The following is a 26662-nucleotide window of genomic DNA, read 5'->3' as shown; positions in this document are numbered from 1 at the left end:
AATGTGGGAGCGGGCTTGCTCGCGAAGAGCAGCAACTCGGCCTCAGGCCTTGAGCGCTTTCTTCGGGTAGATGTCATAGCGGCTGGATTTGCCATCCAGCGCATGACTCGGCTTCGGCCCTTCGATGCACGGCGCCTTGCGCGGGCGCTTGACCACCACCCGATGCGTGGCCAGGGCCAACGCGGCTTCCAGCAGGGCCGGCGCGTCCGGGTCATCGCCCACCAGCGGGCGGAACAGGCGCATTTCCTTCTTCACCAGGGCAGTTTTCTCACGGTGCGGGAACATCGGGTCGAGGTAGATCACCTGCGGCGGTTCGCCCTCCCAATCGCGCATCACGTCGATGGAGTTGCCCTTGAGCAGCTTCATCCTCGCCACGATCGGCGCCACATCGAAATCTTCCGCCGCGCGGGCCAGGCCATCCTCCAGCAAGGCGCCGATCAGCGGCTGGCGCTCGATCAGGCTCATCTCGCAGCCCAGGCTCGCCAGTACGAACGCATCCTTGCCCAACCCTGCCGTGGCATCCAGCACTCGCGGACGCACACCCTGGGCGATGCCGACCGCCTTGGCGATCATCTGCCCGCTGCCACCGCCGTACAACCGACGATGAGCCGCGCCACCCTCGACGAAGTCGACCCGCACCGGCCCCGGCGCATCAGGCCCCAGCTGTTGCAGTTGCAAACCCTGCTCGCCGACCTGCAGGGCGAACTCGCCGTCGGCCACCTGCAACGGCAGATTCAGGCGCTCGGCCCACTGCTCGGCCTGCGCCTCGAACGTCGGGCCGAGGGCTTCGACATGGATGCGGCAGGCCGCAGGTTGCTCAATCATGGAAAACACGCTCAAAAAAGTTAAGGATCGGCAAAAACCGCCGATAACCCAATCAACGCGCATTTTGCCAGAGCTGAGCGTCAACCGAAAAAAATGTCAGGCATTCTTCCCACATCGATTGGCTACATCTCGCCCCATGGCGATTTCAGCCGTCAAAACACTCAAGCACTGAGCGGCGTCAGTCACCTGTGGCAGGATTTCTTTGCCCAGGCGATGGCCGAACAGTCTAGTGATGTGGTGCCGGCCTGCGGGACATTCCCACCGGTTGATCTGCAAAGCCCTGAAGAACCGACGGTCGGCAGCGAACTGCACGCTCACATCATCAGCCAGCGCGAGTGCAACGTGGTGGAAACCCCGGTTCGCCCGCCGGAGCCGCTGTTCCTGCCGATCGCCGAAATCGACATGACACTGGCCGAGCCGTACCCTCCGTTCCCGCCGGAAGACATCAAGACTCAGCAAAAGCAGCAGGATTTCGACAGCAGCTGGGTTCGTCCCGTCGTGATCAACAACGGCCAGCCGATTCCGGAACCGGGCCCTGCCCCGCAGAAAAAGCCGCTGTACCTGCCGATTGCCGAGTTCGACCTGGATCTGCTGCAGCCTTACCCGCCGTTCCCGCCGGAAGAAATTGTCGAACAGCAGAAAGCCCTGGACTTCGATAACGGCTGGGTGCGCCCGATCGTTCAGCAGAACCTGCGCATCGCTGCCTGATCCCGCCCTGCTTCAGCCCTTGAAAAACTGATTGGCCTTCGCGTACGGCATCGAACGCGAGGTGAAACCGAACGTGCCCGATTGCTGGATTTCTTCGGCAGCCCGGAAGAACTCGCCGAACGCCGCCAGAGCCAGCGCCGAACCGGTGCTGACCCGCTGCACGCCCATTTCTTCCAACTGCTGCACGGTGAGTTTCAAGCCGCCGGACATCAACACATTGACCGGTTTCGGCGCCACCGCGCGCACCACCGCCAGAACTTCTTCGGCGGTGCGCAGGCCCGGCGCGTACAGCACGTCGGCGCCGGCTTCGGCAAAGGCCTGCAAGCGGCGGATGGTGTCGTTGATATCCGGATTGCCGTGCAGGTAGTTTTCCGCACGGGCGGTCAGAGTGAAGGGAAACGGCAAGGTGCGCACGGCGGCGACGGCGGCTTCGATCCGCGCCACGGCGTGTTCGAAACAGTAGATCGGCGCGTCCGGTCGGCCAGTGGCATCTTCAATCGAGCCGCCCACGGCGCCCGCCTCGGCTGCGCGCAGCAGACTCTGCGCCGACTCGGCCGGAGCGTCGGCAAAACCGTTTTCCAGGTCCACCGCCACCGGCAAGTCCGTAGCCGCGACAATCGCCCGGACATTGTCCAGCGTCTGATCGAGATTCAAGGCGCCATCGGGCTTGCCCTGTGAAAACGCATAACCGGCACTGGTGGTCGCCAGAGCCGAGTAACCCAGACTGGCAAGCATCTTCGCGGAACCTGCATCCCACGGATTGGGAATCACGAAAATCCCGGGACGTTCATGCAGGGCTTTGAAGGCTTCGGCTTTACGGACTTGTTCTTTAAGGGCTTGGGCATCCATCGGCTGACTCCTGAGCAGGAAAGAAATCCGCCTCAGAGCAGGCCAAGTTGCTCGGCAGCGGGCTCTCTGTATAGCTCAGGCAGGGATGGCAGACCAGGCAAACGTTGCATCAGTTGTGCATGGAAACGTTGCGCCAGCTTCGCCGCCAGGATGTTATCGGCGGTGTGCAGGAAAATGTACGGCGTGCGGCCTTCTTCGATCCACTCGGCAATCTTCGCCACCCACGGCACCAGGAACGGGTCGTTGGCCTCAAGCTCGGGATGGCCGATGAAGCGCACCTGCGGGAATTGCGTGAACGCTGCCGGACGCGTAGGTACGCGGGGCTTTTTCGATTGGGCGTGGATCACCGACGACTCGGTCGACAGGCAACTGAACAGCGCGCGCGGATCCAGGCAAATACGCTCAACGCCGCGATCCAGCAGCAGACGATTGAGCAGGCGCTCACTCTCACCCTTGGCGAAGAACTGTTCGTGGCGCACTTCCACCGCCAGCGGTCGATCAAACGCGTCAATGAAGGCTGCGAGCTCTGGCAGACGTTGCGGGGTAAAGCTCTTCGACAGTTGCAGCCATAACGGCGACACGCGTTCACCGAGGGGGCTGAGCAACTGGATAAAGGTTTCGGCGGCGGTCAATTGATCGCGCAGATCACCGCCGTGGCTGATGTCACCGGGGAACTTGGCGGTGAAGCGAAAGTGCTCCGGCATCACCTCGGCCCAGCGCTGCACGGTGGCCGGCGACGGGCTGGCGTAGAAGGTCGTGTTGCCTTCAACAGCGTTGAATACTTGGGAATAGAGTCCGAGGAAATCCGAGGTCTTTGCGTCTACCGGATACAGATACTCGCGCCAGGCGTTTTCACTCCAGGACGGGCAACCGAGGTAATAAGGCAGATCCATCAGATGTACAGGTCGAGGCCCAGCACGTCTGCGTCCCAATCGACAAAACCGGCGGTACTCAGGTAGCTGGCCAGTGCCATGGCCACACTTTTCTTCATCGCACGGTGATAAATCATGTCTTGTTGGCGGGCGGGCAGATTGCTCAGGCGCTGCGCAGAGGCTTTGGCAGCACGGGCGGCCAGTTGCGCCTCGGTGGGGAATTCCAGCTCGCCGTCGATATCGTCGACGGACTCATCCAGCGCCGGGTTGCCTTTGCGAGGCTTGCGCTTGATGGGGTAGGACTGAGTGGAAACGCCGTCTATACGCATAAAGTCATGCTCGGTATCGATGATGGCAATTTAGCGGCACCTGACCGACTTAGCAAATCGCCGAGTGATAACTAGAACACATAAAAGACAAAAGGTTTAAAGCGCGGGGTTAGAAACGGACGATTGGCGTCTGCCGATGATCACATCGCGAGCAGGCTCGCTCCCACAAGGTTTGCAACACTCATGTGGGAGCGAGCCTGCTCGCGATTGGGACAACTCGGTTTCGAGGATTAACGAGCTTTGGGGGTGGCCACTTTGTCTCGCAGGTAAACCGGCTGGGCGTCGTCTGCCGGAATCGCCTCACCGCGCTCCCAGGCAAATCGCGCCAGGGTCAGCAAGTCTTCGGCATGGGGCAGCATGCCCGCATCGGAACCGCTCAGGTTTACAGCGATGCGTTCGCCATAACCCCAGCCAGTGCCGGCACCGAACCAGTCACCCGAAGCATCGTCCGGCAGCGCGGCGACTTCCGGTGGCAGCACCGCCTCGGCACCGACCAGACGCATCTCCCCTGCCGTCTCGCGGTAGCAGCCCCAATACACTTCATCCATCCGCGCATCGATCGCCGCTGCGACCTGGCTCACGCCGTGCTCGCGATAAGCACGTTGCGCCAGCACCGCCAGGTTCGACACCGGCAGTACCGGACGATCCAGCGCAAACGCCAGACCTTGCACCACGCCGATGGCGATGCGCACACCGGTGAACGCGCCCGGGCCACGACCGAAGGCAATCGCGTCCACCGCTTGCAGCGTGGTACCTGCGTCGGCCAGCAGTTGCTGGATCATCGGCAGCAGTTTCTGCGCATGCAGGCGCGGGATCACCTCGTAATGGCTCGTGACCTTGCCGTCATGCAGCAAGGCAACGGAGCAAGCTTCAGTCGCGGTGTCCAGGGCCAGCAAGGTGCTCATCGATGTGTCCGTAAATCAGGTGGGGAAAAAGTGCGCCAGTATAAACAACTACGGCCCGCAAGCGGGCCGTGGATGATGCAGCGGATCAGGTTTTTCAGCTCAGCGCTTCAAGAACCTTGGCGGTGATCGCTTCAACCGAACCGACACCCGGGATGTGGCTGTACTTCGGCTTGCCACCGTTTTTGGCGGACAGGTTCTGGTAGAACTCCACCAGCGGCTTGGTTTGCGAGTGGTAGACCGACAGGCGATGACGCACGGTTTCTTCGGTGTCGTCCTTGCGCTGCACCAGCTCTTCACCGGTGATGTCGTCTTTACCGGCAATTTTCGGCGGGTTGTAGACGATGTGGTACACACGGCCGCTGGCCTCGTGTACGCGACGACCGGCGATACGCTGAACGATTTCTTCGTCTTCAACGGCGATTTCGACCACGGCGTCCAGCTCGACACCGGCAGTCACCAGCGCTTCAGCCTGAGGAATGGTGCGCGGAAAGCCATCGAACAGGAAACCCTTGGCGCAATCGGCTTGAGCGATACGGTCCTTGACCAGCGCGATGATCAGGTCATCCGACACCAGGCCGCCGGCATCCATGATGCCCTTGGCCTTGATGCCCAGCTCGGTGCCGGCCTTGACCGCAGCACGCAGCATGTCGCCGGTGGAGATTTGCGGGATGCCGAATTTCTCGGTGATGAACTTAGCCTGAGTACCTTTACCGGCCCCGGGAGCTCCCAGCAGAATGACGCGCATTAGATGTGCTCCTCAATTTTTTTATAAAAAGCTTTTGCAAAACAACGGATTCGCCTCATGGGGCGAAATCCTGGAAATAGGGTCGTGACCGCCCAAACGGCCAGAGGCTGACCAAGATACACAGCAGGCTGCGCCCACACAAGACGCCAAAAGTCGGAGAAACCCGCGCCTGCAGCGACCCTGCGACGCGGTTCCCCAAGTCGCAACCCCATCACTAACTGTCGCCTGACCGCATTTTCCCCACGATCAATAAACGGCACCCGACGTTTGCCCCGGGTGCCCCGCCCCACGCAGAAAACCTTAGCCGGTATTTCGCAAACCGGCGGCAATCCCCGCCACAGACACCAGCAGCGCCTGTTCTACCGGGCTGCCCTGCTCGACATCCTGCCGCCGCGAACGTGCCAACAGTTCGGCCTGCAATAGATGCAGCGGGTCGAGATAGGTGTTGCGCAGGCGGATGAATTCGAGGGTGTCGGGGCTATGTGCCAGCAGTTGCGACTGACCAGTCAGGCCGAGGACCACGGAACATGCCTGCGACAATAGGTCGCGTAAGTGCACACCCAAAGGTAACAAGTCCGACTCCACCAGTCGTTCGTCGTAGGACAGCGCAATGTCGGCATCGGCCTTGGCCAGGACCATTTCCAGCATGTCGATGCGGGTGCGGAAAAACGGCCACTGCTCGCGCATCTGGCCCAGCAACTCGCCTTCGCCACGCTCCAGGGCCTTGCTCAACGCGGTTTCCCAACCCAGCCAGGCCGGCAGCATCAAGCGTGTCTGGGTCCAGCCGAAGATCCACGGAATCGCCCGCAGGCTTTCGATACCACCGGCGCGACGCTTGGCCGGACGGCTGCCCAACGGCAAACGTCCCAGCTCTTGCTCTGGCGTCGACTGACGGAAATACTCGACGAACTGCGGATTTTCCCGCACCACCGCACGGTAGGCGGCGACACCGTCGGCGGCCAGCTCATCCATCAGATGCCGCCATTCAGGCGTCGGAGGCGGCGGTGGCAGCAAGGTCGCTTCGAGCACAGCGGCCAGGTACAGATTGAGGTTCTGCTCGGCGATGTCCGGCAGGCCGAATTTGAATCGAATCATTTCCCCCTGCTCGGTGGTGCGGAAACGTCCGGCCACCGAACCCGGCGGCTGCGACAGAATCGCCGCGTGAGCCGGGCCACCGCCACGGCCCACGGTGCCACCGCGACCGTGGAACAGCAGCAGTTCGACTTGCTGCTCGCGACAGATTTCCACCAGCCGCTCCTGCGCCCGGTATTGCGCCCAGGCTGCCGCCGTGGTGCCGGCGTCCTTGGCCGAGTCGGAATAGCCGATCATCACTTCCTGCGGGCCTTGCAGGCGCGCGCGATAACCCGGCAGCAGCAACAGTCGCTCGATCACCGGGCCGGCGTTGTCGAGGTCGGCAAGGGTTTCGAACAGTGGCACCACGCGCATCGGCCGCAGCACGCCGGATTCCTTGAGCAGCAGTTGCACAGCCAGCACATCGGAGGCAGCGCCGGCCATGGAGATCACGTAAGAGCCCAGCGAAGCGCCCGGCGCGGCGGCGACTTCCTTGCAGGTGGCGAGCACTTCGGCGGTGTCGGCCGAGGGTTTGAAATGCGCCGGCAGCAATGGCCGACGGTTTTGCAGTTCGCGGGTCAGGAAACTGATGCGCTGTTCTTCGTCCCAGTCTTCATAGCGACCGAGGCCGAGGTAATCGGTGATCTCGGTCATGGCCGCGCTGTGTCGCGACGAATCCTGACGCACATCGAGGCGCACCAGGAACAGACCGAAAGTCACAGCACGACGCAGACAATCGAGTAACGGCCCGTCGGCGATCACCCCCATGCCACACTCGTGCAGCGAGTGGTAGCACAGCTCCAGCGGATCGAGCAGGTCTCGATTGTTGTGCAATACATCGGCCGGGGCCGGAGTATTCGCCGCCAAGGACGCATGGGCCCAATTGCGCGTGGCGCGCAGGCGTTCACGCAATTGCTTGAGCACTGCGCGATAGGGCTCGGCGCTGTCGCCGGCCTTGGCCTTGAGCGCTTCGCTGGCCTGCTGCATCGATAGTTCGGCCGCCAGGTGATCGACATCACGAAGGTACAGATCCGCCGCCATCCAGCGTGCCAGCAGCAACACTTCACGCGTCACCGCCGCAGTCACGTTCGGGTTGCCGTCACGGTCACCGCCCATCCACGAAGCAAAGCGGATCGGCGCAGCTTCCAGCGGCAAACGCAGGCCAGTGGCGGCGAACAGCGCCTGATCGGCCTTGCGCATATGGTTGGGAATCGCCTGCCACAGCGAATGCTCGATCACCGCAAAACCCCACTTGGCTTCGTCCACCGGGGTCGGTCGGGTGCGGCGGATTTCTTCGGTGTGCCAGGCTTCGGCGATCAAGCGTTGCAGGGTGTTGTGGATCTGCTCGCGCTCGGCGGTCGTCAGGTCACGGTGATCCTGAGCGGCCAGTTGCGCGGCGATCGCGTCGTACTTCTGGATCAGCGTGCGCCGGGCCACTTCGGTCGGGTGCGCGGTCAGCACCAGTTCGATTTCCAGTCGCGACAGTTGCCGGGCAAGGGAGTCGGCGCTGTGCCCTTCTTCACGCAGGCGGGCGAGCAATTCCGGCAGCACCCGGGATTCGAACGGTGCGGCTTGCGACTCTTCGCGGCGATGGATGAGCTGGTACTGCTCGGCGATGTTCGCCAGGTTGAGAAACTGGTTGAACGCACGCGCCACCGGGAGCAATTCGTCTTCGCTCAACTGGTTGAGGCTGGCGCTGAGTTCGGCGTCCATCGAGCCGCGCCGATCAGCTTTGGCGCCCTTGCGAATCTGCTCGATCTTGTCGAGAAACGCCTCGCCGTACTGGTCACGGATGGTGTTGCCCAACAGCTCACCGAGCAGGTGAACGTCTTCGCGCAAGCGTGCATCAATATCGGTCATCAGCATCTCTCCAGCAGTAATCGGTGACGGATCGCAAGTGAGTGGATGAACAGAGAGTGCCGCTCTGGGACGCATCTTACAAGCAGACGACGAAGGACCTTTAAACCTTGCGGCTTGAAGCTAGTCTCAACAGTAAGCCCCACAACGGCTTGCCGCCGGCTGACGGCGGACACTCACCCAGACCTGCCACGAGCAGGTGCGACATGAGGTCATTATGAAAATCCGTGAACTCGCCCAGCATTGGGAAGAAACCGCCAAGGGTCGCCTGACCGATACCGGCTACACGATTCATTTGGATGTGGAATCCGCCGCGCGGCTGGCGGCGATCACCGAGATGTACCCCAAACGCCACGCCGAGGAACTGCTCGGAGAGCTGATAGGCGCCGCTCTCGAAGAATTCGAAGCGAGCCTGCCGTATGTGAAAGGCTCGACCGTGGTCGCTACCGATGAAGAAGGCGATCCGCTGTACGAAGACGTCGGCCCGACCCCACGTTTTCTCGCGTTGTCACGGCGTCATCTGCACGATCTGTCGGCCGCCACCGGCAAGCAGAAACACTGATTCCGGGACACCTCAAAACGGTGGGAGCGGGCTTGCCCGCGATGGCGTCAGTTCAGTCACAGCTGTGTTGAATTTGATGGCCTCATCGCTGGCAAGCCAGCTCCCACAGGGACTGTATTTCTACTTCCTTTCTGCGCAACTTCCATCCCGCGCGTACCACTGTGCGCGTCCAAAGTTCCCGTTTTAGAGCCCTGTCCACTCGGTCAGAATATTTTTTGGCGATGAGCCATCTTTTCTGAACTTTTAAAAAAAGCCTTCGGTCGGAACAGGTAACCACGCCTGGGACGAGCGTTTCAAAACGCGCTAGCACATGACGGTTGTCACTCCTCGACCAGGATGGATTTCGAAGCTTTCAAGGAGTTAACCAATGGAGTTGAAGACCATGAAGACCCAAACCTCGTTCTCCCACCTGCGCGGTCTGAAACTGGCCGCTCTGGCCATCGGTACCAGCTTCGTGCTGGCCGGTTGTGCCGGCAATCCACCGACCGAGCAGTACGCCGTGACTCAATCGGCGGTCAACAGTGCGGTCAGCGCCGGCGGTACCGAATTCGCCGCCGTGGAAATGAAGCAGGCGCAGGACAAGCTCAAACAAGCCGAAATCGCCATGCACGATAAAAAGTATGACGAGGCCCGCACGCTCGCCGAGCAAGCCGAATGGGACGCTCGCGTCGCTGAACGCAAGGCTCAGGCGATGAAAGCCGAACAAGCTGTGAAGGATTCCCAGAAGGGTGTTCAGGAACTGCGTCAGGAAAGTCAGCGCACCGTGCAGTAAGCGCGCATCCCGACCGCAAGCTGAATCTCTTATCGATAGAAAGGACGAACGATTATGCGTAAACAACTGATGATCCCCGCTCTCCTGGCCGCAAGCGTTGCCCTGGCTGCCTGCTCGACGCCGCCGAATCCGAACCTGGAACAGGCGCGCACCAACTACGCCGGCCTGCAGGCCAACCCGCAGGCAAGCAAAGTCGCGGCGCTGGAAACCAAGGATGCCAGTGACTACCTGGACAAGGCCGACAAGGCTTATCTGGACAAGGAAGACCAGCACAAGGTCGACCAACTGGCCTATCTGACCAACCAGCGCGTGGAAGTGGCCAAGCAGACCATCGCCCTGCGCACCGCTGAAAACAACCTGAAGAACGCCGCCGCCCAACGTGCCCAGGCGCGTCTGGATGCCCGCGATCAACAGATCAAGCAGTTGCAGGACAGCCTCAACGCCAAACAGACCGATCGCGGTACGCTGGTGACCTTCGGTGACGTGCTGTTCGCCACCAACAAGGCTGACCTGAAATCCAGCGGCCTGGTGAACATCAACAAACTGGCGCAATTCCTCCAGGAAAACCCTGACCGCAAAGTGATCGTCGAGGGCTACACCGACAGCACGGGTGCCGCTTCGTACAACCAGTCGCTGTCCGAGCGTCGTGCGACTTCGGTGCAGGTTGCACTGATCAAGATGGGCGTCGACCCTTCGCGCATCGTGGTGCAGGGCTACGGCAAGGAATACCCGGTCGCGGATAACGGCAGCGTCTCGGGTCGTGCGATGAACCGTCGGGTGGAAGTGACCATTTCCAACGATAACCAGCCGGTGGTGCCGCGTTCGGCTGTCAGCTCGAACTAAGCGTCACGCTGGAATGTGAAAGCCCCGCCTGAGTGATCAGGCGGGGCTTTTTCTGTTTGAGGTGTTCGGCCTGAAATGGGTGGGATGGCTGAGATCGCAGCCCCTCACCCCAGCCCTCTCCCGAAGGAGAGGGAGCCGATTGGGGGATGCTCCAAAAATACGTCGACCTGAAAGCATTTTACCGAATCCATAATCGACACGTTTTTTTCAGGTCGATGTATAGCGCCAGACACCTCGGTCAGTCCCCTCTCCCTCTGGGAGAGGGTTAGGGTGAGGGCTGGTCCTGCAGAATCAGGATCCTGCGATCACTCCTCAAGCTTCTGCGGCGTCTCTTCACCCATGCAACGCACAGCCTTTTTCTGGCCATTGATCAGCACCCCGGTCAAACCTTTCTGTTCGGTGTCGAACAGCACCAGCACGCCATCGATGCACTGCGCCACTTGCGGCGCCGGGTCCAGGGAGACTTTGTAGTCTTCGCCGGGAATGGTCTTGAGCATGGTGAATTCGTTGAGCAGCAACGCATCCTCGGGTTTGGCGAAGTGCAGGTAGCCGTAGTACCACAGGGCACCGACCGTGCCGAGGATGCTGCAGATACCGGTGATGATCAGCGGGATGGCGTTGCGTTCTTCACTCATTGCGGACTCTCTGGTGGTTCGTCTTCAGAATTCGGGGGTGTTGGATAATTCGGGATCTCGCCGAGGCGGCGCAGGCCGTTGAAGTGTTCGGGATCGTCGAGGTAGCGCAGCATCACCTGACGCCACACCGGGTCGCCGAAAGTCTGCACATGCCCACCGCGAGTCAATTGCAGAACCCGTGGCGGCGGCGCAGCTTGATACAGACGGATGCCGTTGGAAAGGGGCACCAGCGGATCGTCGAGGCTGTGGAAGATCAGTTTCGGCACGCCGTTGAGCTGCGGCATCGCGTTGATCGCACTGTCGCTGTCCGGCACCAGCCACGACAGCGGCACCTGAAGTGGCCAGGTCAGCCACGAGGTACTCAGGGCATATTGGCCAACGCTTCGGTAACTGGCCGGCACACCGTCGAGCACCAGGGCCTTGAGCTGTTTTTGTCTTTCCGGATGTTGCACCAGCCAATGCACGGCCATCGAGCCGCCGAGGCTTTGGCCGAGAAGAATCAGCGGTTTGCCTTTGACTTCCGGCGCCTTGTCCAGCCAAGCGAATGCGGCGTCGATGTCCTGATAGATCGCCGGCAGGCTGGGTTCACCCTCGGACAAGCCGTAACCGCGATAGTCCACCAGCAGCACTTGATAGCCGTTTTTCGGTAACCACCAGCTCCCGCCCAGGTGCATCGGCAGGTTGCCGCCGTTGCCGTGCAGGTGCAGCACCGTGCCCTTGACCTCGACACCGGGTTTGGCCGGCAGCCACCAGGCGTTCAGCTTGAGGCCGTCGGCGGTGGTCAGGGTGACGGTGCGGTATTCGAGCTTGGCCTTTTCCGGCGTGAAGATCTGACCCGGCTCGGGGTAGAACAGCAAAGAGCTGCAACCACCGAGGGTCAGGAGCAGGCAGAGGATGCCGAGGATTCTCATCCGGTGAAACCTCGCGAAGAGAGTTGAAACACAACCCTGAGGAAAACAAATGACCTTGTGGGAGCGGGCTTGCCCGCGATGGCGGCGGATCAATCGACATCAATGTTGAATGCCAGACCGCTATCGCGGGCAAGCCCGCTCCCACAGAGGACGGTGTGGAGACTACAGAATATTGGAGTAATCCGCCTCGATCCGGTCCAGGCTCAAGTGGTTGAGGAAGTTGGAGAAGCACATCCACGCCGACAGCGCATTCATGTCGCGGAACTGGTCCGGCAGATACTTCGGCGGCACCACCAGGCCTTCATCCACCAGCTGACGCAGGGTTCGCATGTCTTCCAGCGTGGTCTTGCCACAGAACAACAGCGGAATCTGCTCAAGCTTGCCCTTGCGCACGGCCAACTGAATGTAGTTGTAAACCATGATGAAGCCCTTGAGGTAGGACAAGTCTTTGGTGAATGGCAGACCGGTCGGCGTCGATCCACGGAAAACCCGACTGGCGTTGCCGTAGCTTTCCGCCATCTCGAAGCCCTGCTCGCGGAAGAACTCGAACACCTGCAGGAAGTCCGCGCCCTCCTCGACCATGTGAATGGCGCGGGTGCGGTTGGTCAGCTTGCGCAAGCGGCTCGGGTAGGAGGCGAAGGTGATGATCTCCATCAGGATCGCCAGGCCTTCCTGAGTCACCGTCGACGAGGGCGGGCCCTTGGACAGGAAGGTGCAGATCGGCTGGTTCAGACCGTTGAGCGTGGTGCCGACGTGAACCAGGCCCTCATGGACTTCCAGCGCACGGACATCGCGGTCGTTGAACATCGCGTCGGTGCGGATCTTGATGTAATCGGCGCCCGCCGCCGCGTCGGCGACGATGCCGTCGGACTCGAACACACGGATGGTTTCCTCGGCCTCGCCGAATACCTTGTTCAGACGGGTTTGCAGCAGATGCACGGCATCTTTGGCAGTGAGGATTTTCGGTTCGTCCTTCAGGTCGCCACGGCCGTCGATGTTGTTCAGATAATCCGACATCATCAGGCCAAGGTCGGCCAGGGTCGGGTCACCGGCGTGGAACGCATCGGACGCGGCGCCATACAGTTCCTGGGAAATAAGGCCGAAATCCTCGGTGCCGCGCGCTTCGAGCATGCGCACCACCATCCGGTATTCCTTGCACATGCGGCGCATGATCTGGCCGACCGGGTTGAACTGACCGAGCTGGCGGGTGATGTCCCGTTCGATGTTCTGGAATTCCAGTTTGACCTTGCTCGAATCGAAGGACAGTGGCCGGTTGAGGTAGTAGTCGCGATCCACCGCCGGCAATTCCTTGCCCTTGGCTTTGAGGAAACCCTTGCGGATGTTCTCGTCCCACTTGACCGCGTCGAGGACGCGGATCGGCGTCTGCGCCAGCACAATGCGATCGGACAGCGTGCGTATCGTCTGCTGGTAATCGTCCACCCGAAACTCCTGTAGAAAACGTGACGTACTGGATTATTTGGCTTTGGCCTGATGCTGGTAGCGCGCCGCTTCGACGAAGACGTCGGAGTTGGCCGGGTCGTCGAGGTAAGCAAAGACCTTTTCAAGCGCGCTGTCGACCAGCACGCCCTCGCCGTCATCGGTCTGGAAGCCCTGGCCGTCGAGGCTTTTCTGCGCGATGGCCTGGTTGATCTGTTCGAGATCGAGGTTGTAGATCACCAGTTCGTGCTTATCGGTAATCTCGAATCCTGCGATGGTGAAGTGCCCGCCATACTGCGCCGGCACCTTTGCCGACAGATACCAGCGGCTTCCGTGGCGCGACACGGTGAACGGATAGGCTTCTCGCTCATGGGGTCTGGCCTTGAAGTACGTGACCGCCTGATAGCGATCGTCGCCCAGGCGCGTCAGTTCCAGATTCATCGGTTCGCCCCAGGCGTTGGTGCTCGACCATTGGCCGAGCAGGCCCTTTGGCGCCGGTTCACGGGCGGGCAGCGGCTCCTTGAAGGTCACCAGACAACCGCTGAGCAGCAGGAACGACAGCGCGATCAACGCGCCACGCCAGGCTTTCATTCGACACTCCCTATGAACACGCCTGATCCAATATGGGAGCGGGCTCGCTCGCGAATGCGCTGGGTCAGCCAACATAAATGTTGAATGTGAAACCGCTTTCGCGAGCAAGCCCGCTCCCACAAGGAATCTTCAATTACCGTCAGACCGACGCGAGTACCAGATGCATATAGCGCGTCAGAATGCCGAGCATGTCCTCTTCGGCCAAAGGCTCGGCGTCGTTGAGCAGGCCCTGATATTCCATCCGTCCGATAATCGCCGTCAACACCTTGGCGTCCTGCTGCGGCTCGCGCGAGCCCAACACCTGGAACAACTGGCAGGTGCCCTGCAACAGAATCTGCTGATGGGAACGCACCAGTTCCGCCAGACGCGGGTTGAGCAGCGCTTCCTGACGGAACGCCTGTTCGGCCATCAAATGCTCGCGGCGATTGACCAGTTGCCGGTGCACGTAGTCAGCCATCAGCCGAGCGATGTCGTCCGCCAGTTGCGAACGCGACTCCGGGCTGCCGTCGCCGCTGACCACCATCTCGCGCAGCAGGCCTTCGTTGTTGATCCACAGCTTGGCCATGTAGGCCGCGCTGCGTTCGACGTACTGGGCGAAGGTATCGGTGAGCAGGTCATCGATATCCTTGAAGTAATAGGTGGTGGCCGACAACGGCACACCGGCCTCGGCCGCCACCGCGCGGTGACGCACGGCGCGCACGCCGTCGCGCACGACAATCCGCATCGCCGCATCGAGAATGTCCTGCCGACGCTGCTCGCTGCCCTGTCGGCTGGCCTTGCGGCCCTGGTACTGAACACTTTCAGCGACCGCAGTGGCGATACCCGCTGCACCCTCTTGAGCCATTGCACCGATCACGACAGGCATTCCTCTGTTGTTTTTTTCAAAAGTAACCATTTGATACGTTTGTACCAGACAGGCAATAAAAAGCCGCCCATTTCAGGCGGCTTTTTTATTGAAACACTTACGCTTGCGGCCGCATGTGCGGGAACAGGATCACGTCGCGGATCGACGGCGAGTTGGTCAGCAACATCACCAGACGGTCGATACCGATACCTTCACCGGCCGTTGGCGGCATGCCGTACTCCAGCGCGCGAACGAAGTCGGCGTCGTAGTGCATCGCTTCGTCGTCGCCGGCGTCCTTGTCGGCCACCTGCGCCATGAAGCGCTCGGCCTGGTCTTCCGCGTCGTTCAACTCGGAGTAGGCGTTGGCGATTTCACGGCCACCGATGAACAGCTCGAAGCGGTCGGTGACGTTCGGGTTGTCGTCGTTGCGACGGGCCAGCGGCGACACTTCGAACGGGTACTGGGTAATGAAGTGCGGCTGTTCCAGCTTGTGCTCGACCAGTTCTTCGAAAATCATCACCTGCAGCTTGCCCAGACCTTCGAAACCCAGGACCTTGGCGCCGGCCTTCTTGGCGATGTCGCGAGCCTTGTCGATGTCGTTCAGGTCATCGGCAGTCAGCTCAGGGTTGTACTTGAGGATCGAGTCGAACACCGACAGGCGCACGAACGGCTCGCCGAAGTGGAACACCTTGTCGCCGTACGGCACGTCGGTGCTGCCCAGAACCAGCTGCGCCAGTTCACGGAACAGTTCTTCGGTCAGGTCCATGTTGTCTTCGTAGTCGGCGTAAGCCTGGTAGAACTCAAGCATGGTGAATTCAGGGTTGTGACGAGTCGAAACGCCTTCGTTCCGGAAGTTGCGGTTGATCTCGAACACTTTCTCGAAACCGCCAACCACCAGACGCTTGAGGTACAGCTCCGGGGCGATACGCAGGAACATTTCCATGTCCAGCGCGTTGTGGTGGGTTTCGAACGGCTTGGCCGCGGCGCCGCCAGGAATGGTCTGCAGCATCGGCGTTTCGACTTCGAGGAAGTCACGCTTCATCAGGAAGCTGCGGATGTGCGCGATCACTTGCGAACGGACGCGGAAGGTCTGACGCACGTCTTCGTTGACGATCAGGTCAACGTAGCGCTGGCGATAGCGCTGTTCGGTGTCGGTCAGGCCGTGGTGCTTGTCCGGCAGCGGGCGCAGGGATTTGGTCAGCAGGCGCACGCTGGTCATTTCGACGTACAGGTCGCCCTTGCCGGAACGGGCCAGGGTGCCTTCGGCGGCGATGATGTCGCCCATGTCCCAGGTTTTCACCGCGGCCAGGGTGTCTTCGGACAGGGTCTTGCGGTTGACGTAGACCTGGATGCGACCGGTCATGTCCTGGATCACCATGAACGAGCCACGGTTGAGCATGATGCGACCTGCAACCTTGACCGGGATCGCAGCCTCTGCCAGCTCTTCCTTGGTCTTGTCCGCGTACTGTTTCTGCAGTGCTTCGCAGTAGTTTTCGCGGCGGAAGTCGTTCGGGAAGGCATTGCCCTTGGCGCGCTCGGCAGCAAGCTTTTCCTTGCGCAGGGCGATCAGGGAGTTTTCTTCCTGTTGCTGGGCTTGCGGGTCGAGTTGTTGGTCGCTCATGTCTTTAAATATTCCATCACAGGTTCGTTGCCCCCGCCGATGGCGGGGGACTTGAGGTCGGGTGAAAGCTTACAGCCCCGATTTCAGGCTGGCTTCCAGGTATTCGTCGATGTCGCCGTCGAGCACCTTGTCGCAGTCACTGCGTTCGATGTTGGTGCGCAGATCCTTGATCCGCGACGCATCGAGCACGTACGAACGGATCTGGTGACCCCAGCCGATATCCGACTTGGTGTCTTCAAGCGCCTGGGACGCCGCGTTGCGCTTCTGCATTTCCTGCTCGTACAACTTGGCCCGCAGCATTTTCATGGCGGTGTCCTTGTTGGCGTGCTGGGAACGTTCGTTCTGGCAGCTGACCACGGTGTTGGTCGGTACGTGGGTGATACGTACGGCCGAGTCGGTGGTGTTTACGTGCTGACCACCGGCACCGGAGGAACGATAGGTGTCGATCCGCAGGTCTGCCGGGTTGATTTCGATTTCCACCTTGTCGTCGATCTCTGGCGAGACGAAAACCGCGGAGAACGAGGTGTGGCGACGGTTGCCGGAGTCGAACGGGCTCTTGCGCACCAGACGGTGCACGCCGATCTCGGTCCGCAGCCAGCCGAAGGCGTATTCGCCCTTGATGTGCACGGTGGCGCCCTTGATCCCGGCGACTTCACCGGCCGACAGCTCCATGATGGTCGCGTCGAAACCGCGTTTGTCGGCCCAGCGCAGGTACATGCGCAGCAGGATGTTGGCCCAGTCCTGGGCTTCGGTGCCGCCGGAACCGGCCTGGATGTCCAGGTAGGCGTTGTTCGGGTCCATCTCGTGGCTGAACATACGGCGGAATTCGAGCTTGGACAGAGACTCTTCGAGACCTTGAAGGACTTCGACGACGTCGTTGACCGCGCCCTCGTCGTTCTCTTCAACGGCCATGTCCAGCAGCTCGCGGCAATCGGCCAGGCCACCGTTCAGTTCGTCGAGGGTATCGACGATCTGCGCCAGCGCAGCGCGCTCGCGGCCCAGTTCCTGGGCGTATTCAGGTTTGTTCCAGACTGCAGGATCTTCAAGCTCGCGATTGACTTCGATCAGACGCTCATGCTTTTGATCGTAGTCAAAGATACCCCCGAATAGTTTCGGAGCGCTCGGACAGGTCCTTGATGGTGTTCAGGATCGGGTTGATTTCCATGACGGGCAGCACTCGTTGGCGAACTTTTGAAAGCCGGCGAGTATAACGTAATCAAGCTGTCACGGCAGCCCGTCTGGCGGGTGTTGGGGGAATGGATTTGGGTTTTGTGCCGGACTTGAGATCGTCATGCCCTCACCCTAGCCCTCCCGAAACGTCGGACCGCCCAGAGGTAGAGGGGACCGACCGAGATGTCTTTCGTCATGCATCGACCTGAAAGACCGGGTCGATTATGGATTCAGCAAAGCTGCTTCAGATCGATGTATCTCGCAAATATCCCCCGATCGGCCCCCTCTCCCCCGGGAGAGGGCTGGGGTGAGGGGAAAGCCGTTACTCGATCCTCACCTGATTGCGCCCATTGTTCTTCGCCAGATACAAACCACGATCCGCTGCCGAGATCAGCAACCGGCAGTCGCTGCCCGCCTCCGGCACCATCGTTGCCAGGCCGATGCTGATGGTCAGGCTCGCACCTTCGACCGGAGCATTGTGCGGAATCTTCAGCGCCGCGACGGTCTGGCGCAGCTTCTCCGCCACCAGCCGCGCCCCGCCCGGCGAGGTGTTGGGCAGCACCAGCGCAAACTCTTCGCCGCCATAACGCGCCGGCAAGTCAGACGGCCGGGCGCTGGCCTCGCGGATCGCCGTGGCGACCTTGCGCAGGGCTTCATCGCCTTCGACGTGACCGAAGGTGTCGTTGTAGGACTTGAAGTAATCGACGTCGATCATCAGCAACGACAACTGGCTCTGGTCACGCAGCGAACGGCGCCATTCCAGCTCCAGGTACTCGTCGAAGTGTCGACGGTTGGAGAGCCCGGTCAGGCCGTCGGAGTTCATCAGCCGCTGCAAGACGAGGTTGGTATCGAGCAATTGCTGCTGGCTGACCCGAAGCGCGCGATAGGCCGCGTCCCGTTGCAGCAACGTCATGTAGGAGCGCGAGTGATAACGGATGCGCGCCACCAGTTCGATGTTGTCCGGCAGTTTCACCAGGTAATCGTTGGCCCCGGCCGAGAACGCCGCACTTTTGATCAGCGGGTCTTCCTTGGTCGACAGGACGATGATCGGAATGTCCTTGGTCGCCGGGTGATTGCGGTATTCGCGCACCAGGCTCAGGCCGTCGAGGCCGGGCATCACCAGGTCCTGAAGGATGACGGTCGGTTTGATCCGCACCGCGTGGGCCACGGCCTGATGCGGGTCGGAGCAGAAGTGGAAGTCGATGTTCTCTTCATTCGACAGCCCACGGCGCACGGCTTCGCCGATCATCGCCTGATCGTCCACCAACAACACCATGGCGGCGTTCTCGTCGGTTTTGATGTCATCGATCTGTAAGTCATTCATGGGCGGTCACCTGAGTGCTGCGGGGGCCAGGATTGCGGATGGATGTGTTCATTTGGGGAAAATCTCCAGCAATCGTGGCGCTATCTTTTCCAGTGGACGGATTTCTACGGCTGCATCAATGGCCGCGGCGGCCTTGGGCATGCCGTACACCGCACTGCTTTGCTGATCCTGCGCGATGGTCAGGTAACCCTGTTGGCGCATGAGCTTAAGCCCTTGCGCCCCGTCACGTCCCATCCCGGTCAATAAAACCCCTACTGCATCACCATTCCAGTAGTTGGCGACGCTTTCGAAAAACACGTCGATGGAGGGACGGTAGATCTCGTTGACCGGCTCGGCGGTGTAGGCCAGCGTGCCGTTCTTGAGTAAACGAATGTGATGATTGGTGCCAGCCAGCAGCACCGCACCAGCCTGCGGTGGCTCGCCTTCGCGGGCCAGGCGCACATCCAGGCCGCTGGCGCTGGCCAGCCATTCGGCCATGCCGGCAGCGAATACCTGATCGACATGCTGCACCAGCACGATGGCCGCCGAAAAGTTGCGCGGCAAGCCTTTGAGCAAGACTTCCAGCGCCGCCGGCCCACCCGCTGACGAGCCGATGGCCACCAGCCGCTGGCACGACGCCGAACTGCGCGGCGTTGTCTGGGCCGGACGCGAGCGAGCGGTTTTCTCGCCGATCAGCCAGCCGATATTCAGAATCTTGCGCAACAGCGGCGCCGCTGCCTGCTGGGCGTTGCCGGCGCCAAGGGCCGGCGTGTCGACCACGTCCAGCGCACCGTGGCCCATGGCTTCGAACACCCGGTGCACGTTCTGCTGGCGGTCGACCGTGACGATGACAATCGCGCACGGGCTCTCGGCCATGATCCGCCGGGTGGCCTCGACGCCGTCCATCACCGGCATGATCAGGTCCATCAGGATCAGATCCGGGGTGTTTTCCGCGCACAGGCGCACCGCTTCGGCGCCGTTGCTGGCGACCCATACCACCTGATGCGCCGGCTCGAAGGCCAGCGCCCGGCGCAGAGCCTCCACCGCCAAAGGCATGTCGTTGACGATAGCAATCTTCATGCCCGCGCTCCTCCGATGAGCTCAACTACCGCGTCGAGCAGGGCGTCGTCATGAAAACTGGCCTTGGCTAAATAATAGTCGGCGCCAGCGTCCAGTCCACGGCGGCGGTCTTCTTCGCGATCCTTGTAGGACACCACCATCACCGGCAGCGATTGCAGACGGTTGTCGCGACGCAACAGCGAAACCAGTTCGATGCCGTCCATGCGCGGCATGTCGATGTCGGTGATCAGCAGGTCGAAGTCCTCGGAGCGCAGGGCGTTCCAGCCGTCCATGCCGTCCACCGCAACGGCCACGTCATAGCCGCGATTGAGCAGCAGCTTGCGTTGCAACTCGCGCACGGTCAGCGAGTCGTCGACTACCAGAATCCGTTTGCGCGCCGCTTCCGCGGCCTGATTGCCGTGGCGGGCAATGCGTTCCAGTCGCCCGGTGTTGAGCAGTTTGTCCACCGAACGCAGCATGTCTTCGACATCGACGATCAGCACCACCGAGCCATCGTCCAGCAGAGCGCCGGCGGAAATGTCCTGCACTTTGCCCAGACGCTCGTCCAGCGGCAGCACCACCAGCGTGCGTTCGCCGATGAAGCGCTCGACCGCCACGCCATAGATTGCGTCGCGCTCGCGGATCACCACGACCTTCAGGGTGTCGCCGCTGTTCTGGCTGGCCGGACGCTGTAGCAACTGGCTGGCCGCGACGAGCCCGACATGTCGGCCCTCGTGCCAGAAATGCTGGCGCCCTTCGACCTGCACGATGTCCTCCGGCTCCAGGTCGCACATCCGCTCGATGTGCGCCAGCGGGAACGCGTAAGCCTCGTCGCCGACTTCCACCACCAGGCTGCGCACCACTGACAGGGTCAGCGGCACTTCCAGATGAAAGCGACTGCCCTCACCCGCCGTCTGCTCCAGCACCACTGCGCCGCGCAACTGGCGGACCATGTGCTGAACGGCATCGAGGCCGACGCCACGGCCGGACACTTCGGTGACTTTGTCGCGCAGGCTGAAACCCGGCAGGAACAGGAACGTCAGCAGCTCTTCTTCGCTCAACTGGGCAGCGGTTTCGGCGGGCGACAACTGACGTTCGACGATGCTGCGGCGGACCTTTTCCAGATCCACGCCGTTGCCGTCATCGCTCAGTTCCAGCACCAGCAATCCGGCCTGGTGTGAGGCTCGCAGGCGGATCAGACCCTCTTCGGGCTTGCCTTTGAGCAGGCGTTCCTGGGGTGTTTCGATGCCGTGATCGACCGCGTTGCGCAGCAGGTGTGTCAGCGGTGCTTCGAGCTTTTCCAAAACATCGCGATCGACCTGGGTCTTCTCACCCTCGACCTCCAGCCGAACCTGCTTGCCGAGGCTGCGACCGAGGTCGCGCACCATCCGCACCTGACCGGACAGCACATCGGCAAACGGTCGCATGCGACAGGCCAGCGCGGTGTCGTAGAGCACTTGTGCGCGCTGACTCGCTTGCCAGGCAAACTCGTCGAGTTCGGCGTTTTTCTCTGCCAGCAACTGTTGGGATTCGGCGAGCAAACGCCGCGCATCCTCCAGCGCTTCCTGGGCCTCAAGGCTCAGGGCATGTTCCTTGAGATGCACATTGAGACTTTCCAGCGCCCGCAGACCGTTGTTCTGCATGCGTTTGAGGCGCTGCATCGTGGCCAGGTGCGGCTTGAGGCGCTGGGTTTCCACCAGGGATTTGCTCGACAGATCGAGCAGGCTGTTCAGGCGTTCGGCGGTCACCCGCAGTACCCGCTCACCGCCTTCTGTGGTGCGTTTGCTTTTGCGCGGCGCAGGTTCCGGCTCGACAGTTTCGACGGGGATTTCAACGGGCGCCGGCTCAATTAGCGGCGGTGGCTGAAGCTGCAACTCTGCCATCGCTGGCGCGCTCGGAACGGCAGGCACCACGGCAGGCGCCGCCGGATCGAGCAAACTGCCCATCAACGCCACGTAAGCCTCGATGTCCGCCGGTTGCGGGCCATTGGCCGGGGTGGCGATGCGCATCAGCAAGTCAGTGCCTTGCAGCAGGGCATCGATATGTTCCGGGCGCAGAAACAACCGCCCTTCCTGCGCACTGACCAGACAATCTTCCATCACGTGGGCGACGCTGACGCCGCTGTCGATGCCGACGATCCTCGCCGCCCCTTTCAACGAGTGCGCCGCACGCATGCACGATTCGAGCTGATCGGCCTGGGTCGGGTTGCGTTCCAGCGCCAACAGGCCGGCGCTGAGCACAAGGGTCTGGGCTTCGGCTTCGAGGCTGAACAGCTCCAGCAAGGAGGCGTCGCGCATTTGCTCGGGGGTCATGTGAGGCTCCGGGACACGGCGGACAGCAGCTGTTCTTCATCCAGCCAACGCAGGCTGCGACCTTTGAAGGGCAAAACGCCTCGGGTGTATTTGGCGCTGGCCTGCGCACCGGAACGCGACGCGGCATCGAGGACTCGTTCGTCGATGGCGTGAATCCCGTCGACTTCGTCCACGGGCACCACCACCGGCCCGCCCTGGGCCGCGATGATCAACATGCGCGGCATGACCCGCGCGCCCGTCGCCGGGGCCGCGTTGCTATCGAGGCCGAGCAGTTCGACCAGCGACAGGCACGCCACCAGCGCCCCGCGTACGTTAGCCACGCCGAGCAAGGCCCGGGAGCGCTGGTGCGGCAGCGAGTGAATCGCCTGCAACGGCGCGACCTCCACCAGACTGCGGGTGGCCAGGCCGAGCCATTCTTCGCCGAGGCGGAACATCAGCAGCGAACGGGTTTTCAGCTCGGCCTCGACCTGGATCGCCACCGGATCGCGTTCGTCCTGCTGCAGTGCATAGCGGTCGAGCAGCCGTGTGGCGGCGGCGGAATACACCGAGCAATTGCGGCAATGGATGTGTTCTTCCAGCAACGGGCAGGACTTGTCGCCGTGGATGCCGATGCGGTTCCAGCAATCGTCGATGGCCCGGGCGTCTTCGTGAGTGACGTTCAAAGTGTCGGACGGGATCATCGTTTACGCTCACTGTCGGCGGTGCGGCCGCTGCGGGCGGCGCGCTCCTGCAATCGTCTGGCACCGGCCGTGTCGCCCTGGGCCTGCAGCAACGCGGCCAGGTGCATCAAGGCTTCGGGGTGTTGCGGTTCGAGATACAAAGCCTTGCGGTAAAAACCCTGGGCTTCGAGAGCGCTGCCGGCAACATCGCTGAGCAGACCGAGCCAGTAGAACACCTGAGCCACCGGCTCATGACTGCGCAAATACTGTTCGCACGCGGCGCGGGCCTCAGCGCTTTTGCCTTCATTGGCCAGGGCGGCGATGTTGGCCAGCAGGGTCGTGGCGTCGGGGTTCGGGCTTTTGGCAGTGGCGGGCAACGGTGTCACAGCGGCAAACGGACGGCTGCGCACGGGCGGCGGTGGCGCGCTGCGCACAGGTTGGCGCACGGGCAAAGGCATCGGGATGGAAACCGGCATTGGCAACGGCTCGGGTTGCGGATCGCTGTGGCGACTGAACGCGAAAGACTGTGGAATCCCGATCGAACGCATGCCCAGACGCCCGAGCAGACTGCCCTCGGCCGGGCCGATAAACAGCACGCCATCGACATGAGTCAGGCGTTTGAGCACAGCAAACACCTGTTGCTGGGTTGGTTGATCGAAATAGATCAGCAGGTTGCGGCAGAACACAAAGTCGAACGCTGGCTCGTTGACCAGCAACGAAGGATCGAGCACGTTGCCCACTTGCAGGCGCACCTGCTCGCGCACGATTTCATTCACTCGATAACCCTCGTTCTCGGCGAAAAAATGCCGCTCGCGAAACGCCAGTTCCTGACCGCGAAACGAGTTCTTGCCGTACAGCGCCCGCCGCGCCTTCTCCACCGACAAGGGGCTGACGTCCATGCCATCGACTTTGAACTGATGGGGCTTGAGCCCCGCATCGAGCAACGCCATGGCAATCGAATAGGGCTCTTCACCGGTGGAGCACGGCAGGCTGAGAATGCGCAGCGCCCGCATGTTGTTCAGTTCCGCGAGGCGTTTGCGCGCCAGTTTGCCCAGGGTGGCGAAGGATTCCGGGTAACGGAAAAACCACGTCTCGGGGACGATCACCGCCTCGATCAGCGCCTGCTGTTCATCCCGCGAGCCTTGCAGCGTTTGCCAGTACTCATCGGCCGTGACCATTTGCGAAAGGATGATGCGCTGGCGCACCGCCCGCTCGATGATCGCCGGCCCTACCGAGGCGACGTCGAGACCGATGCGTTCCTTGAGGAAGTCGAAGAAGCGTTGGTCGCTGCTCATGGCCGCTCCTCAAGCCGCGCCGGATCCAGCGGCGGCGTCGGGAACAGCAGCGGGCGCACCGACTCGTCCAACAGATCAATGACCCGCACCCATTGCACCAGTCCGCGAGCATCTTCGCGCACCGGGCCCAGGTACGGCGCCTGACGATTGTCGAGGCCGTACGGCTGGAAATCATCCGGGTTGCAACGCAAGGTGTCGGTGGCCTGTTCGAGGATCAGCCCGAGCCATTGCGAGGGTTGCGAGTCATCCGCGCGGTAATGCACCAGCACCAGCCGCGTGCTGGTGCGCGACTCGGCGGGATGACCGAACGTCAGGGCACTGAGATCGATCACCGGCACCACCGAACCGCGATAGGCAAACACCCCCGCCACCCAGTGCGGCGCCCGGGCAATCGGCTTCAGCGGCAGGCGCGGCAGCACTTCGGCCACTTCCGTGGCACGCAAGGCGTAGCGTTCACTGCCGATGCGAAACAGCAGGAACAACGCCTGCTTCGCCACCGGTGCAGCGCTGCGTTTGGCGGTGATTTCGCTCATCAGACTTTGAATCGCGAAACGCCGCTGCGCAGGCCCACGGCCACCTGGCTCAGTTCGTCGATGGCGAAACTGGCCTGACGCAACGACTCGACCGTCTGGCTGCTGGCATCACCCAGTTGCACCAGCGCGTGGTTGATCTGCTCGGCGCCAGTGGCCTGGGCCTGCATGCCTTCGTTGACCATCAACACCCGCGGCGCCAGCGCCTGCACCTGATGGATGATCTGCGACAACTGCTCGCCGACCTGCTGCACTTCGGCCATGCCGCGCCGCACTTCTTCGGAGAACTTGTCCATGCCCATCACCCCGGCGGACACCGCCGACTGGATCTCGCGGACCATCTGTTCGATGTCATACGTGGCGACAGCGGTCTGATCCGCCAAGCGCCGAACTTCGGTGGCGACCACGGCGAAACCGCGACCGTACTCGCCGGCCTTCTCCGCTTCGATCGCGGCGTTCAGGGACAACAGGTTGGTCTGGTCGGCAACCTTGACGATGGTCACCACCACCTGATTGATGTTGCCGGCCTTCTCGTTGAGGATCGCCAGTTTGGCGTTCACCAGGTCCGCCGCGCCCATCACCGAGTGCATGGTGTCTTCCATGCGCGCCAGGCCTTGTTGGCCGGAACCGGCCAGCACCGAGGCCTGATCGGCGGCGGTGGAGACTTCGGTCATGGTGCGAACCAGGTCGCGGGAGGTCGCTGCGATCTCGCGTGACGTCGCGCCGATTTCGGTCGTGGTGGCAGCGGTTTCGGTGGCGGTCGCCTGTTGTTGCTTGGAAGTCGCGGCAATTTCGGTTACCGACGTGGTGACCTGTACCGACGAGCGCTGGGCCTGGGACACCAGCGAGGTAAGCTCGGTCATCATGTCGTTGAAGCCGGTTTCCACGGCGCCGAACTCGTCCTTGCGGTCGAGGTTCAAGCGACTGCTCAGGTCGCCGGTGCGCATGATTTCGAGGATCTCAACGATGCGGTTCATCGGTGCCATGATCGCGCGCATCAGCAACAGACCACAGAAGCCGGCCGCCAGCACGGCTACCAGCAACGAGACGAACATGCTGACCTTGGCTGCCGCCACGGCGTCGTCGATGTTGGCCATGGCCTGGTCGGCGACTTTCTTGTTCTCGCCAATGATGTCGTTGAGCTTCATGCGCCCGCCGATCCACGCCGGGGTCAGCTTCTCGTTGAACAGCTTGACCGCTTCGGCTTCCAGATTGCGCTTGTGCAGATCCAGAACAGCGTCCTGGATCTTCATGTAGTTGTCGTGATCCTTTTCGAACGCGGCGAACTCGATCCGGTCCTCATCGGTGGTCACAGTGCTGCGGTAGCTGGCCATGTGTTCCTGGAGCCGGGCCTCGAACGATTTGTAGTCCGCCGCGTCTTCGGCACTGACTCCCTGCCCCTCCTTGAGCCCCAGCAGCTCCTGGGTCTGCAGGTAGCTGTCGACCCACGCACCACGGATCATCGAACTGTAATAGACGCCGGGAATCGCGTCGTCACGGACGCTGTTTTCACTGGCTTCGATCTTCAGCAGCCGCGAATACGAGACGACCACCATCAGCAGCATGATGGCGATAATCACCGCAAAGCTCGCCAAAATGCGTTGGCGCAACGTCCAGTTCTTCACAGTCAGTCCTCGGGGCCAGATCGAAATTGCGGGGGAGTATAGCTGAGGGCGGTGTTTCATTTATAAGACGGTTTGCCGCGCTCAAGCCTTCCGGTAGTAATCGGGATAGGCTCTGGACAGGGACTTTCAGGTAATCGGAGGGTGGCGTGCCAGTGACGCAATGGCAAAAAGGGGCGATGGATTGGCCATTTCGGTTTTAGATCATCTGGCGGCACAGTAGCCATGTGCCATGGTGCGCAACTTCTTGCGCACTTGATTCGTAAAAACGCCGCCCGATATCGCTACAGCCCCCGAGTACCGTCGCCTGTAGCCGAGTGCGCAACTTCTTGCGC

25 protein-coding genes are annotated in these 26662 nt (G+C 61.6%); 4 read left to right on the top strand and 21 right to left on the bottom strand.

Going from position 1 to position 26662, the window contains the following annotated elements; all coding sequences use genetic code 11:
• Positions 1-42: 42 nt before the first annotated feature.
• Positions 43-825 (bottom strand): class I SAM-dependent methyltransferase, encoded by a 783-nt coding sequence (locus tag ACW9HX_RS25865; protein WP_457382764.1) that lies wholly within the window; start codon positions 823-825, stop codon positions 43-45.
• Positions 826-918: 93 nt separating this feature from the next.
• Between ACW9HX_RS25865 and ACW9HX_RS25860 the strand changes: the two genes are divergently transcribed.
• Positions 919-1533 (top strand): energy transducer TonB, encoded by a 615-nt coding sequence (locus ACW9HX_RS25860; protein WP_457382763.1) that lies wholly within the window; start codon positions 919-921, stop codon positions 1531-1533.
• Between the two features lie 12 nt (positions 1534-1545).
• Here the strand turns inward: ACW9HX_RS25860 and ACW9HX_RS25855 are convergent, their stop codons facing one another.
• From ACW9HX_RS25855 to ppc, 6 genes are all read right to left on the bottom strand, one after another.
• Positions 1546-2382 (bottom strand): isocitrate lyase/PEP mutase family protein, encoded by an 837-nt coding sequence (locus ACW9HX_RS25855; RefSeq protein WP_457382762.1) that lies wholly within the window; start codon positions 2380-2382, stop codon positions 1546-1548.
• A gap of 32 nt (positions 2383-2414) precedes the next feature.
• Complete coding sequence (locus tag ACW9HX_RS25850) at positions 2415-3275, bottom strand: DUF72 domain-containing protein (protein ID WP_085712815.1); 861 nt, start codon at positions 3273-3275, stop codon at positions 2415-2417.
• Positions 3275-3583 carry a hypothetical protein gene (locus ACW9HX_RS25845; RefSeq protein ID WP_457382761.1) on the bottom strand — a complete coding sequence of 103 codons (309 nt, stop codon included), beginning with the start codon at positions 3581-3583 and terminating at the stop codon, positions 3275-3277. Before ACW9HX_RS25845 ends, ACW9HX_RS25850 begins: the two co-directional genes overlap by 1 nt.
• 230 nt (positions 3584-3813) lie before the next feature.
• Entirely contained in the window at positions 3814-4488 is a 675-nt protein-coding gene (tsaB, locus tag ACW9HX_RS25840; RefSeq protein ID WP_007954718.1) for a tRNA (adenosine(37)-N6)-threonylcarbamoyltransferase complex dimerization subunit type 1 TsaB, read from the bottom strand.
• 94 nt (positions 4489-4582) lie between these two features.
• On the bottom strand, positions 4583-5233 hold the full coding sequence (gene adk / locus ACW9HX_RS25835) for an adenylate kinase (protein ID WP_457382760.1): 651 nt from the start codon (positions 5231-5233) through the stop codon (positions 4583-4585).
• Positions 5234-5533: 300 nt separating this feature from the next.
• Complete coding sequence (gene ppc, locus ACW9HX_RS25830; protein ID WP_457382759.1) at positions 5534-8164, bottom strand: phosphoenolpyruvate carboxylase; 2631 nt, start codon at positions 8162-8164, stop codon at positions 5534-5536.
• Between the two features lie 214 nt (positions 8165-8378).
• Here ppc and ACW9HX_RS25825 point away from each other — a divergent pair, with 214 nt between their 5' ends.
• The 3 genes from ACW9HX_RS25825 to ACW9HX_RS25815 all read left to right on the top strand — a co-directional run bounded on the left by ACW9HX_RS25825 (position 8379) and on the right by ACW9HX_RS25815 (position 10338).
• Complete coding sequence (locus tag ACW9HX_RS25825) at positions 8379-8723, top strand: pilin assembly protein (RefSeq protein ID WP_457382758.1); 345 nt, start codon at positions 8379-8381, stop codon at positions 8721-8723.
• A 367-nt stretch (positions 8724-9090) separates the two neighbouring features.
• Positions 9091-9495, top strand: a complete 405-nt coding sequence (locus ACW9HX_RS25820) for a DUF4398 domain-containing protein (protein ID WP_085697302.1) — start codon at positions 9091-9093, stop codon at positions 9493-9495.
• A gap of 54 nt (positions 9496-9549) precedes the next feature.
• A complete protein-coding gene (locus tag ACW9HX_RS25815; RefSeq protein WP_457382757.1) occupies positions 9550-10338 on the top strand; it encodes an OmpA family protein in 789 nt (262 codons plus the stop codon).
• A gap of 305 nt (positions 10339-10643) precedes the next feature.
• Here the strand turns inward: ACW9HX_RS25815 and ACW9HX_RS25810 are convergent, their stop codons facing one another.
• The 14 genes from ACW9HX_RS25810 to ACW9HX_RS25745 form a co-directional block, all read right to left on the bottom strand.
• Positions 10644-10973 carry a hypothetical protein gene (locus ACW9HX_RS25810; RefSeq protein WP_249485229.1) on the bottom strand — a complete coding sequence of 110 codons (330 nt, stop codon included), beginning with the start codon at positions 10971-10973 and terminating at the stop codon, positions 10644-10646.
• Complete coding sequence (locus ACW9HX_RS25805; protein WP_457382756.1) at positions 10970-11884, bottom strand: alpha/beta hydrolase; 915 nt, start codon at positions 11882-11884, stop codon at positions 10970-10972. Before ACW9HX_RS25805 ends, ACW9HX_RS25810 begins: the two co-directional genes overlap by 4 nt.
• A 162-nt stretch (positions 11885-12046) precedes the next feature.
• Positions 12047-13324 carry a flavohemoglobin expression-modulating QEGLA motif protein gene (locus ACW9HX_RS25800; protein ID WP_096819660.1) on the bottom strand — a complete coding sequence of 426 codons (1278 nt, stop codon included), beginning with the start codon at positions 13322-13324 and terminating at the stop codon, positions 12047-12049.
• Positions 13325-13357: 33 nt separating this feature from the next.
• Entirely contained in the window at positions 13358-13912 is a 555-nt protein-coding gene (locus tag ACW9HX_RS25795) for a hypothetical protein (protein WP_457382755.1), read from the bottom strand.
• A gap of 139 nt (positions 13913-14051) precedes the next feature.
• Positions 14052-14756 carry a TetR/AcrR family transcriptional regulator gene (locus ACW9HX_RS25790; protein ID WP_011332647.1) on the bottom strand — a complete coding sequence of 235 codons (705 nt, stop codon included), beginning with the start codon at positions 14754-14756 and terminating at the stop codon, positions 14052-14054.
• Positions 14757-14874: 118 nt separating this feature from the next.
• A complete protein-coding gene (lysS, locus tag ACW9HX_RS25785) occupies positions 14875-16377 on the bottom strand; it encodes a lysine--tRNA ligase (protein WP_457382754.1) in 1503 nt (500 codons plus the stop codon).
• 69 nt (positions 16378-16446) lie between these two features.
• A protein-coding gene (gene prfB, locus ACW9HX_RS25780) for a peptide chain release factor 2 (protein WP_102621447.1) occupies positions 16447-17542 on the bottom strand; the annotation gives its coding sequence in 2 pieces (ribosomal slippage) (positions 16447-17469 and positions 17471-17542; 1095 coding nt in all).
• Between the two features lie 327 nt (positions 17543-17869).
• Positions 17870-18871, bottom strand: coding sequence for a diguanylate cyclase domain-containing protein (locus tag ACW9HX_RS25775; protein ID WP_457382753.1), 1002 nt, complete (start codon positions 18869-18871; stop codon positions 17870-17872).
• Between the two features lie 48 nt (positions 18872-18919).
• Positions 18920-19930, bottom strand: a complete 1011-nt coding sequence (cheB, locus tag ACW9HX_RS25770; protein WP_457382752.1) for a chemotaxis-specific protein-glutamate methyltransferase CheB — start codon at positions 19928-19930, stop codon at positions 18920-18922.
• Positions 19927-22221 (bottom strand): response regulator, encoded by a 2295-nt coding sequence (locus ACW9HX_RS25765; protein WP_457382751.1) that lies wholly within the window; start codon positions 22219-22221, stop codon positions 19927-19929. The genes cheB and ACW9HX_RS25765 overlap by 4 nt, the downstream gene beginning before the upstream one ends.
• Positions 22218-22901 carry a chemotaxis protein CheW gene (locus tag ACW9HX_RS25760; protein WP_457382750.1) on the bottom strand — a complete coding sequence of 228 codons (684 nt, stop codon included), beginning with the start codon at positions 22899-22901 and terminating at the stop codon, positions 22218-22220. The genes ACW9HX_RS25765 and ACW9HX_RS25760 overlap by 4 nt, the downstream gene beginning before the upstream one ends.
• Positions 22898-24175 carry a CheR family methyltransferase gene (locus ACW9HX_RS25755; protein ID WP_457382749.1) on the bottom strand — a complete coding sequence of 426 codons (1278 nt, stop codon included), beginning with the start codon at positions 24173-24175 and terminating at the stop codon, positions 22898-22900. The genes ACW9HX_RS25760 and ACW9HX_RS25755 overlap by 4 nt, the downstream gene beginning before the upstream one ends.
• The gene (locus tag ACW9HX_RS25750; protein ID WP_457382748.1) at positions 24172-24708 is read right to left on the bottom strand and encodes a chemotaxis protein CheW; all 537 of its coding nucleotides are present in this window, start codon (positions 24706-24708) and stop codon (positions 24172-24174) included. The genes ACW9HX_RS25755 and ACW9HX_RS25750 overlap by 4 nt, the downstream gene beginning before the upstream one ends.
• Entirely contained in the window at positions 24708-26330 is a 1623-nt protein-coding gene (locus tag ACW9HX_RS25745) for a methyl-accepting chemotaxis protein (protein ID WP_457382747.1), read from the bottom strand. Before ACW9HX_RS25745 ends, ACW9HX_RS25750 begins: the two co-directional genes overlap by 1 nt.
• Positions 26331-26662: the final 332 nt, after the last annotated feature.

It is taken from the genome of Pseudomonas sp. SDO52101_S400 (assembly GCF_054071635.1).
This window is presented reverse-complemented; position numbering and strand designations above follow the sequence as displayed.

Excerpts from the sequence above, each read along its gene's own strand:
- ACW9HX_RS25865 (WP_457382764.1), bottom strand. The coding sequence starts at position 825 with ATGATTGAGCAACCTGCGGCCTGCCGCATCCATGTCGAAGCCCTCGGC.
- ACW9HX_RS25860 (WP_457382763.1), top strand. The coding sequence starts at position 919 with ATGTCAGGCATTCTTCCCACATCGATTGGCTACATCTCGCCCCATGGC.
- ACW9HX_RS25855 (WP_457382762.1), bottom strand. The coding sequence starts at position 2,382 with ATGGATGCCCAAGCCCTTAAAGAACAAGTCCGTAAAGCCGAAGCCTTC.
- ACW9HX_RS25850 (WP_085712815.1), bottom strand. The coding sequence starts at position 3,275 with ATGGATCTGCCTTATTACCTCGGTTGCCCGTCCTGGAGTGAAAACGCC.
- ACW9HX_RS25845 (WP_457382761.1), bottom strand. The coding sequence starts at position 3,583 with ATGCGTATAGACGGCGTTTCCACTCAGTCCTACCCCATCAAGCGCAAG.
- tsaB (WP_007954718.1), bottom strand. The coding sequence starts at position 4,488 with ATGAGCACCTTGCTGGCCCTGGACACCGCGACTGAAGCTTGCTCCGTT.
- adk (WP_457382760.1), bottom strand. The coding sequence starts at position 5,233 with ATGCGCGTCATTCTGCTGGGAGCTCCCGGGGCCGGTAAAGGTACTCAG.
- ppc (WP_457382759.1), bottom strand. The coding sequence starts at position 8,164 with ATGACCGATATTGATGCACGCTTGCGCGAAGACGTTCACCTGCTCGGT.
- ACW9HX_RS25825 (WP_457382758.1), top strand. The coding sequence starts at position 8,379 with ATGAAAATCCGTGAACTCGCCCAGCATTGGGAAGAAACCGCCAAGGGT.
- ACW9HX_RS25820 (WP_085697302.1), top strand. The coding sequence starts at position 9,091 with ATGGAGTTGAAGACCATGAAGACCCAAACCTCGTTCTCCCACCTGCGC.
- ACW9HX_RS25815 (WP_457382757.1), top strand. The coding sequence starts at position 9,550 with ATGCGTAAACAACTGATGATCCCCGCTCTCCTGGCCGCAAGCGTTGCC.
- ACW9HX_RS25810 (WP_249485229.1), bottom strand. The coding sequence starts at position 10,973 with ATGAGTGAAGAACGCAACGCCATCCCGCTGATCATCACCGGTATCTGC.
- ACW9HX_RS25805 (WP_457382756.1), bottom strand. The coding sequence starts at position 11,884 with ATGAGAATCCTCGGCATCCTCTGCCTGCTCCTGACCCTCGGTGGTTGC.
- ACW9HX_RS25795 (WP_457382755.1), bottom strand. The coding sequence starts at position 13,912 with ATGAAAGCCTGGCGTGGCGCGTTGATCGCGCTGTCGTTCCTGCTGCTC.
- ACW9HX_RS25790 (WP_011332647.1), bottom strand. The coding sequence starts at position 14,756 with ATGGCTCAAGAGGGTGCAGCGGGTATCGCCACTGCGGTCGCTGAAAGT.
- lysS (WP_457382754.1), bottom strand. The coding sequence starts at position 16,377 with ATGAGCGACCAACAACTCGACCCGCAAGCCCAGCAACAGGAAGAAAAC.
- ACW9HX_RS25775 (WP_457382753.1), bottom strand. The coding sequence starts at position 18,871 with ATGAATGACTTACAGATCGATGACATCAAAACCGACGAGAACGCCGCC.
- cheB (WP_457382752.1), bottom strand. The coding sequence starts at position 19,930 with ATGAAGATTGCTATCGTCAACGACATGCCTTTGGCGGTGGAGGCTCTG.
- ACW9HX_RS25765 (WP_457382751.1), bottom strand. The coding sequence starts at position 22,221 with ATGACCCCCGAGCAAATGCGCGACGCCTCCTTGCTGGAGCTGTTCAGC.
- ACW9HX_RS25760 (WP_457382750.1), bottom strand. The coding sequence starts at position 22,901 with ATGATCCCGTCCGACACTTTGAACGTCACTCACGAAGACGCCCGGGCC.
- ACW9HX_RS25755 (WP_457382749.1), bottom strand. The coding sequence starts at position 24,175 with ATGAGCAGCGACCAACGCTTCTTCGACTTCCTCAAGGAACGCATCGGT.
- ACW9HX_RS25750 (WP_457382748.1), bottom strand. The coding sequence starts at position 24,708 with ATGAGCGAAATCACCGCCAAACGCAGCGCTGCACCGGTGGCGAAGCAG.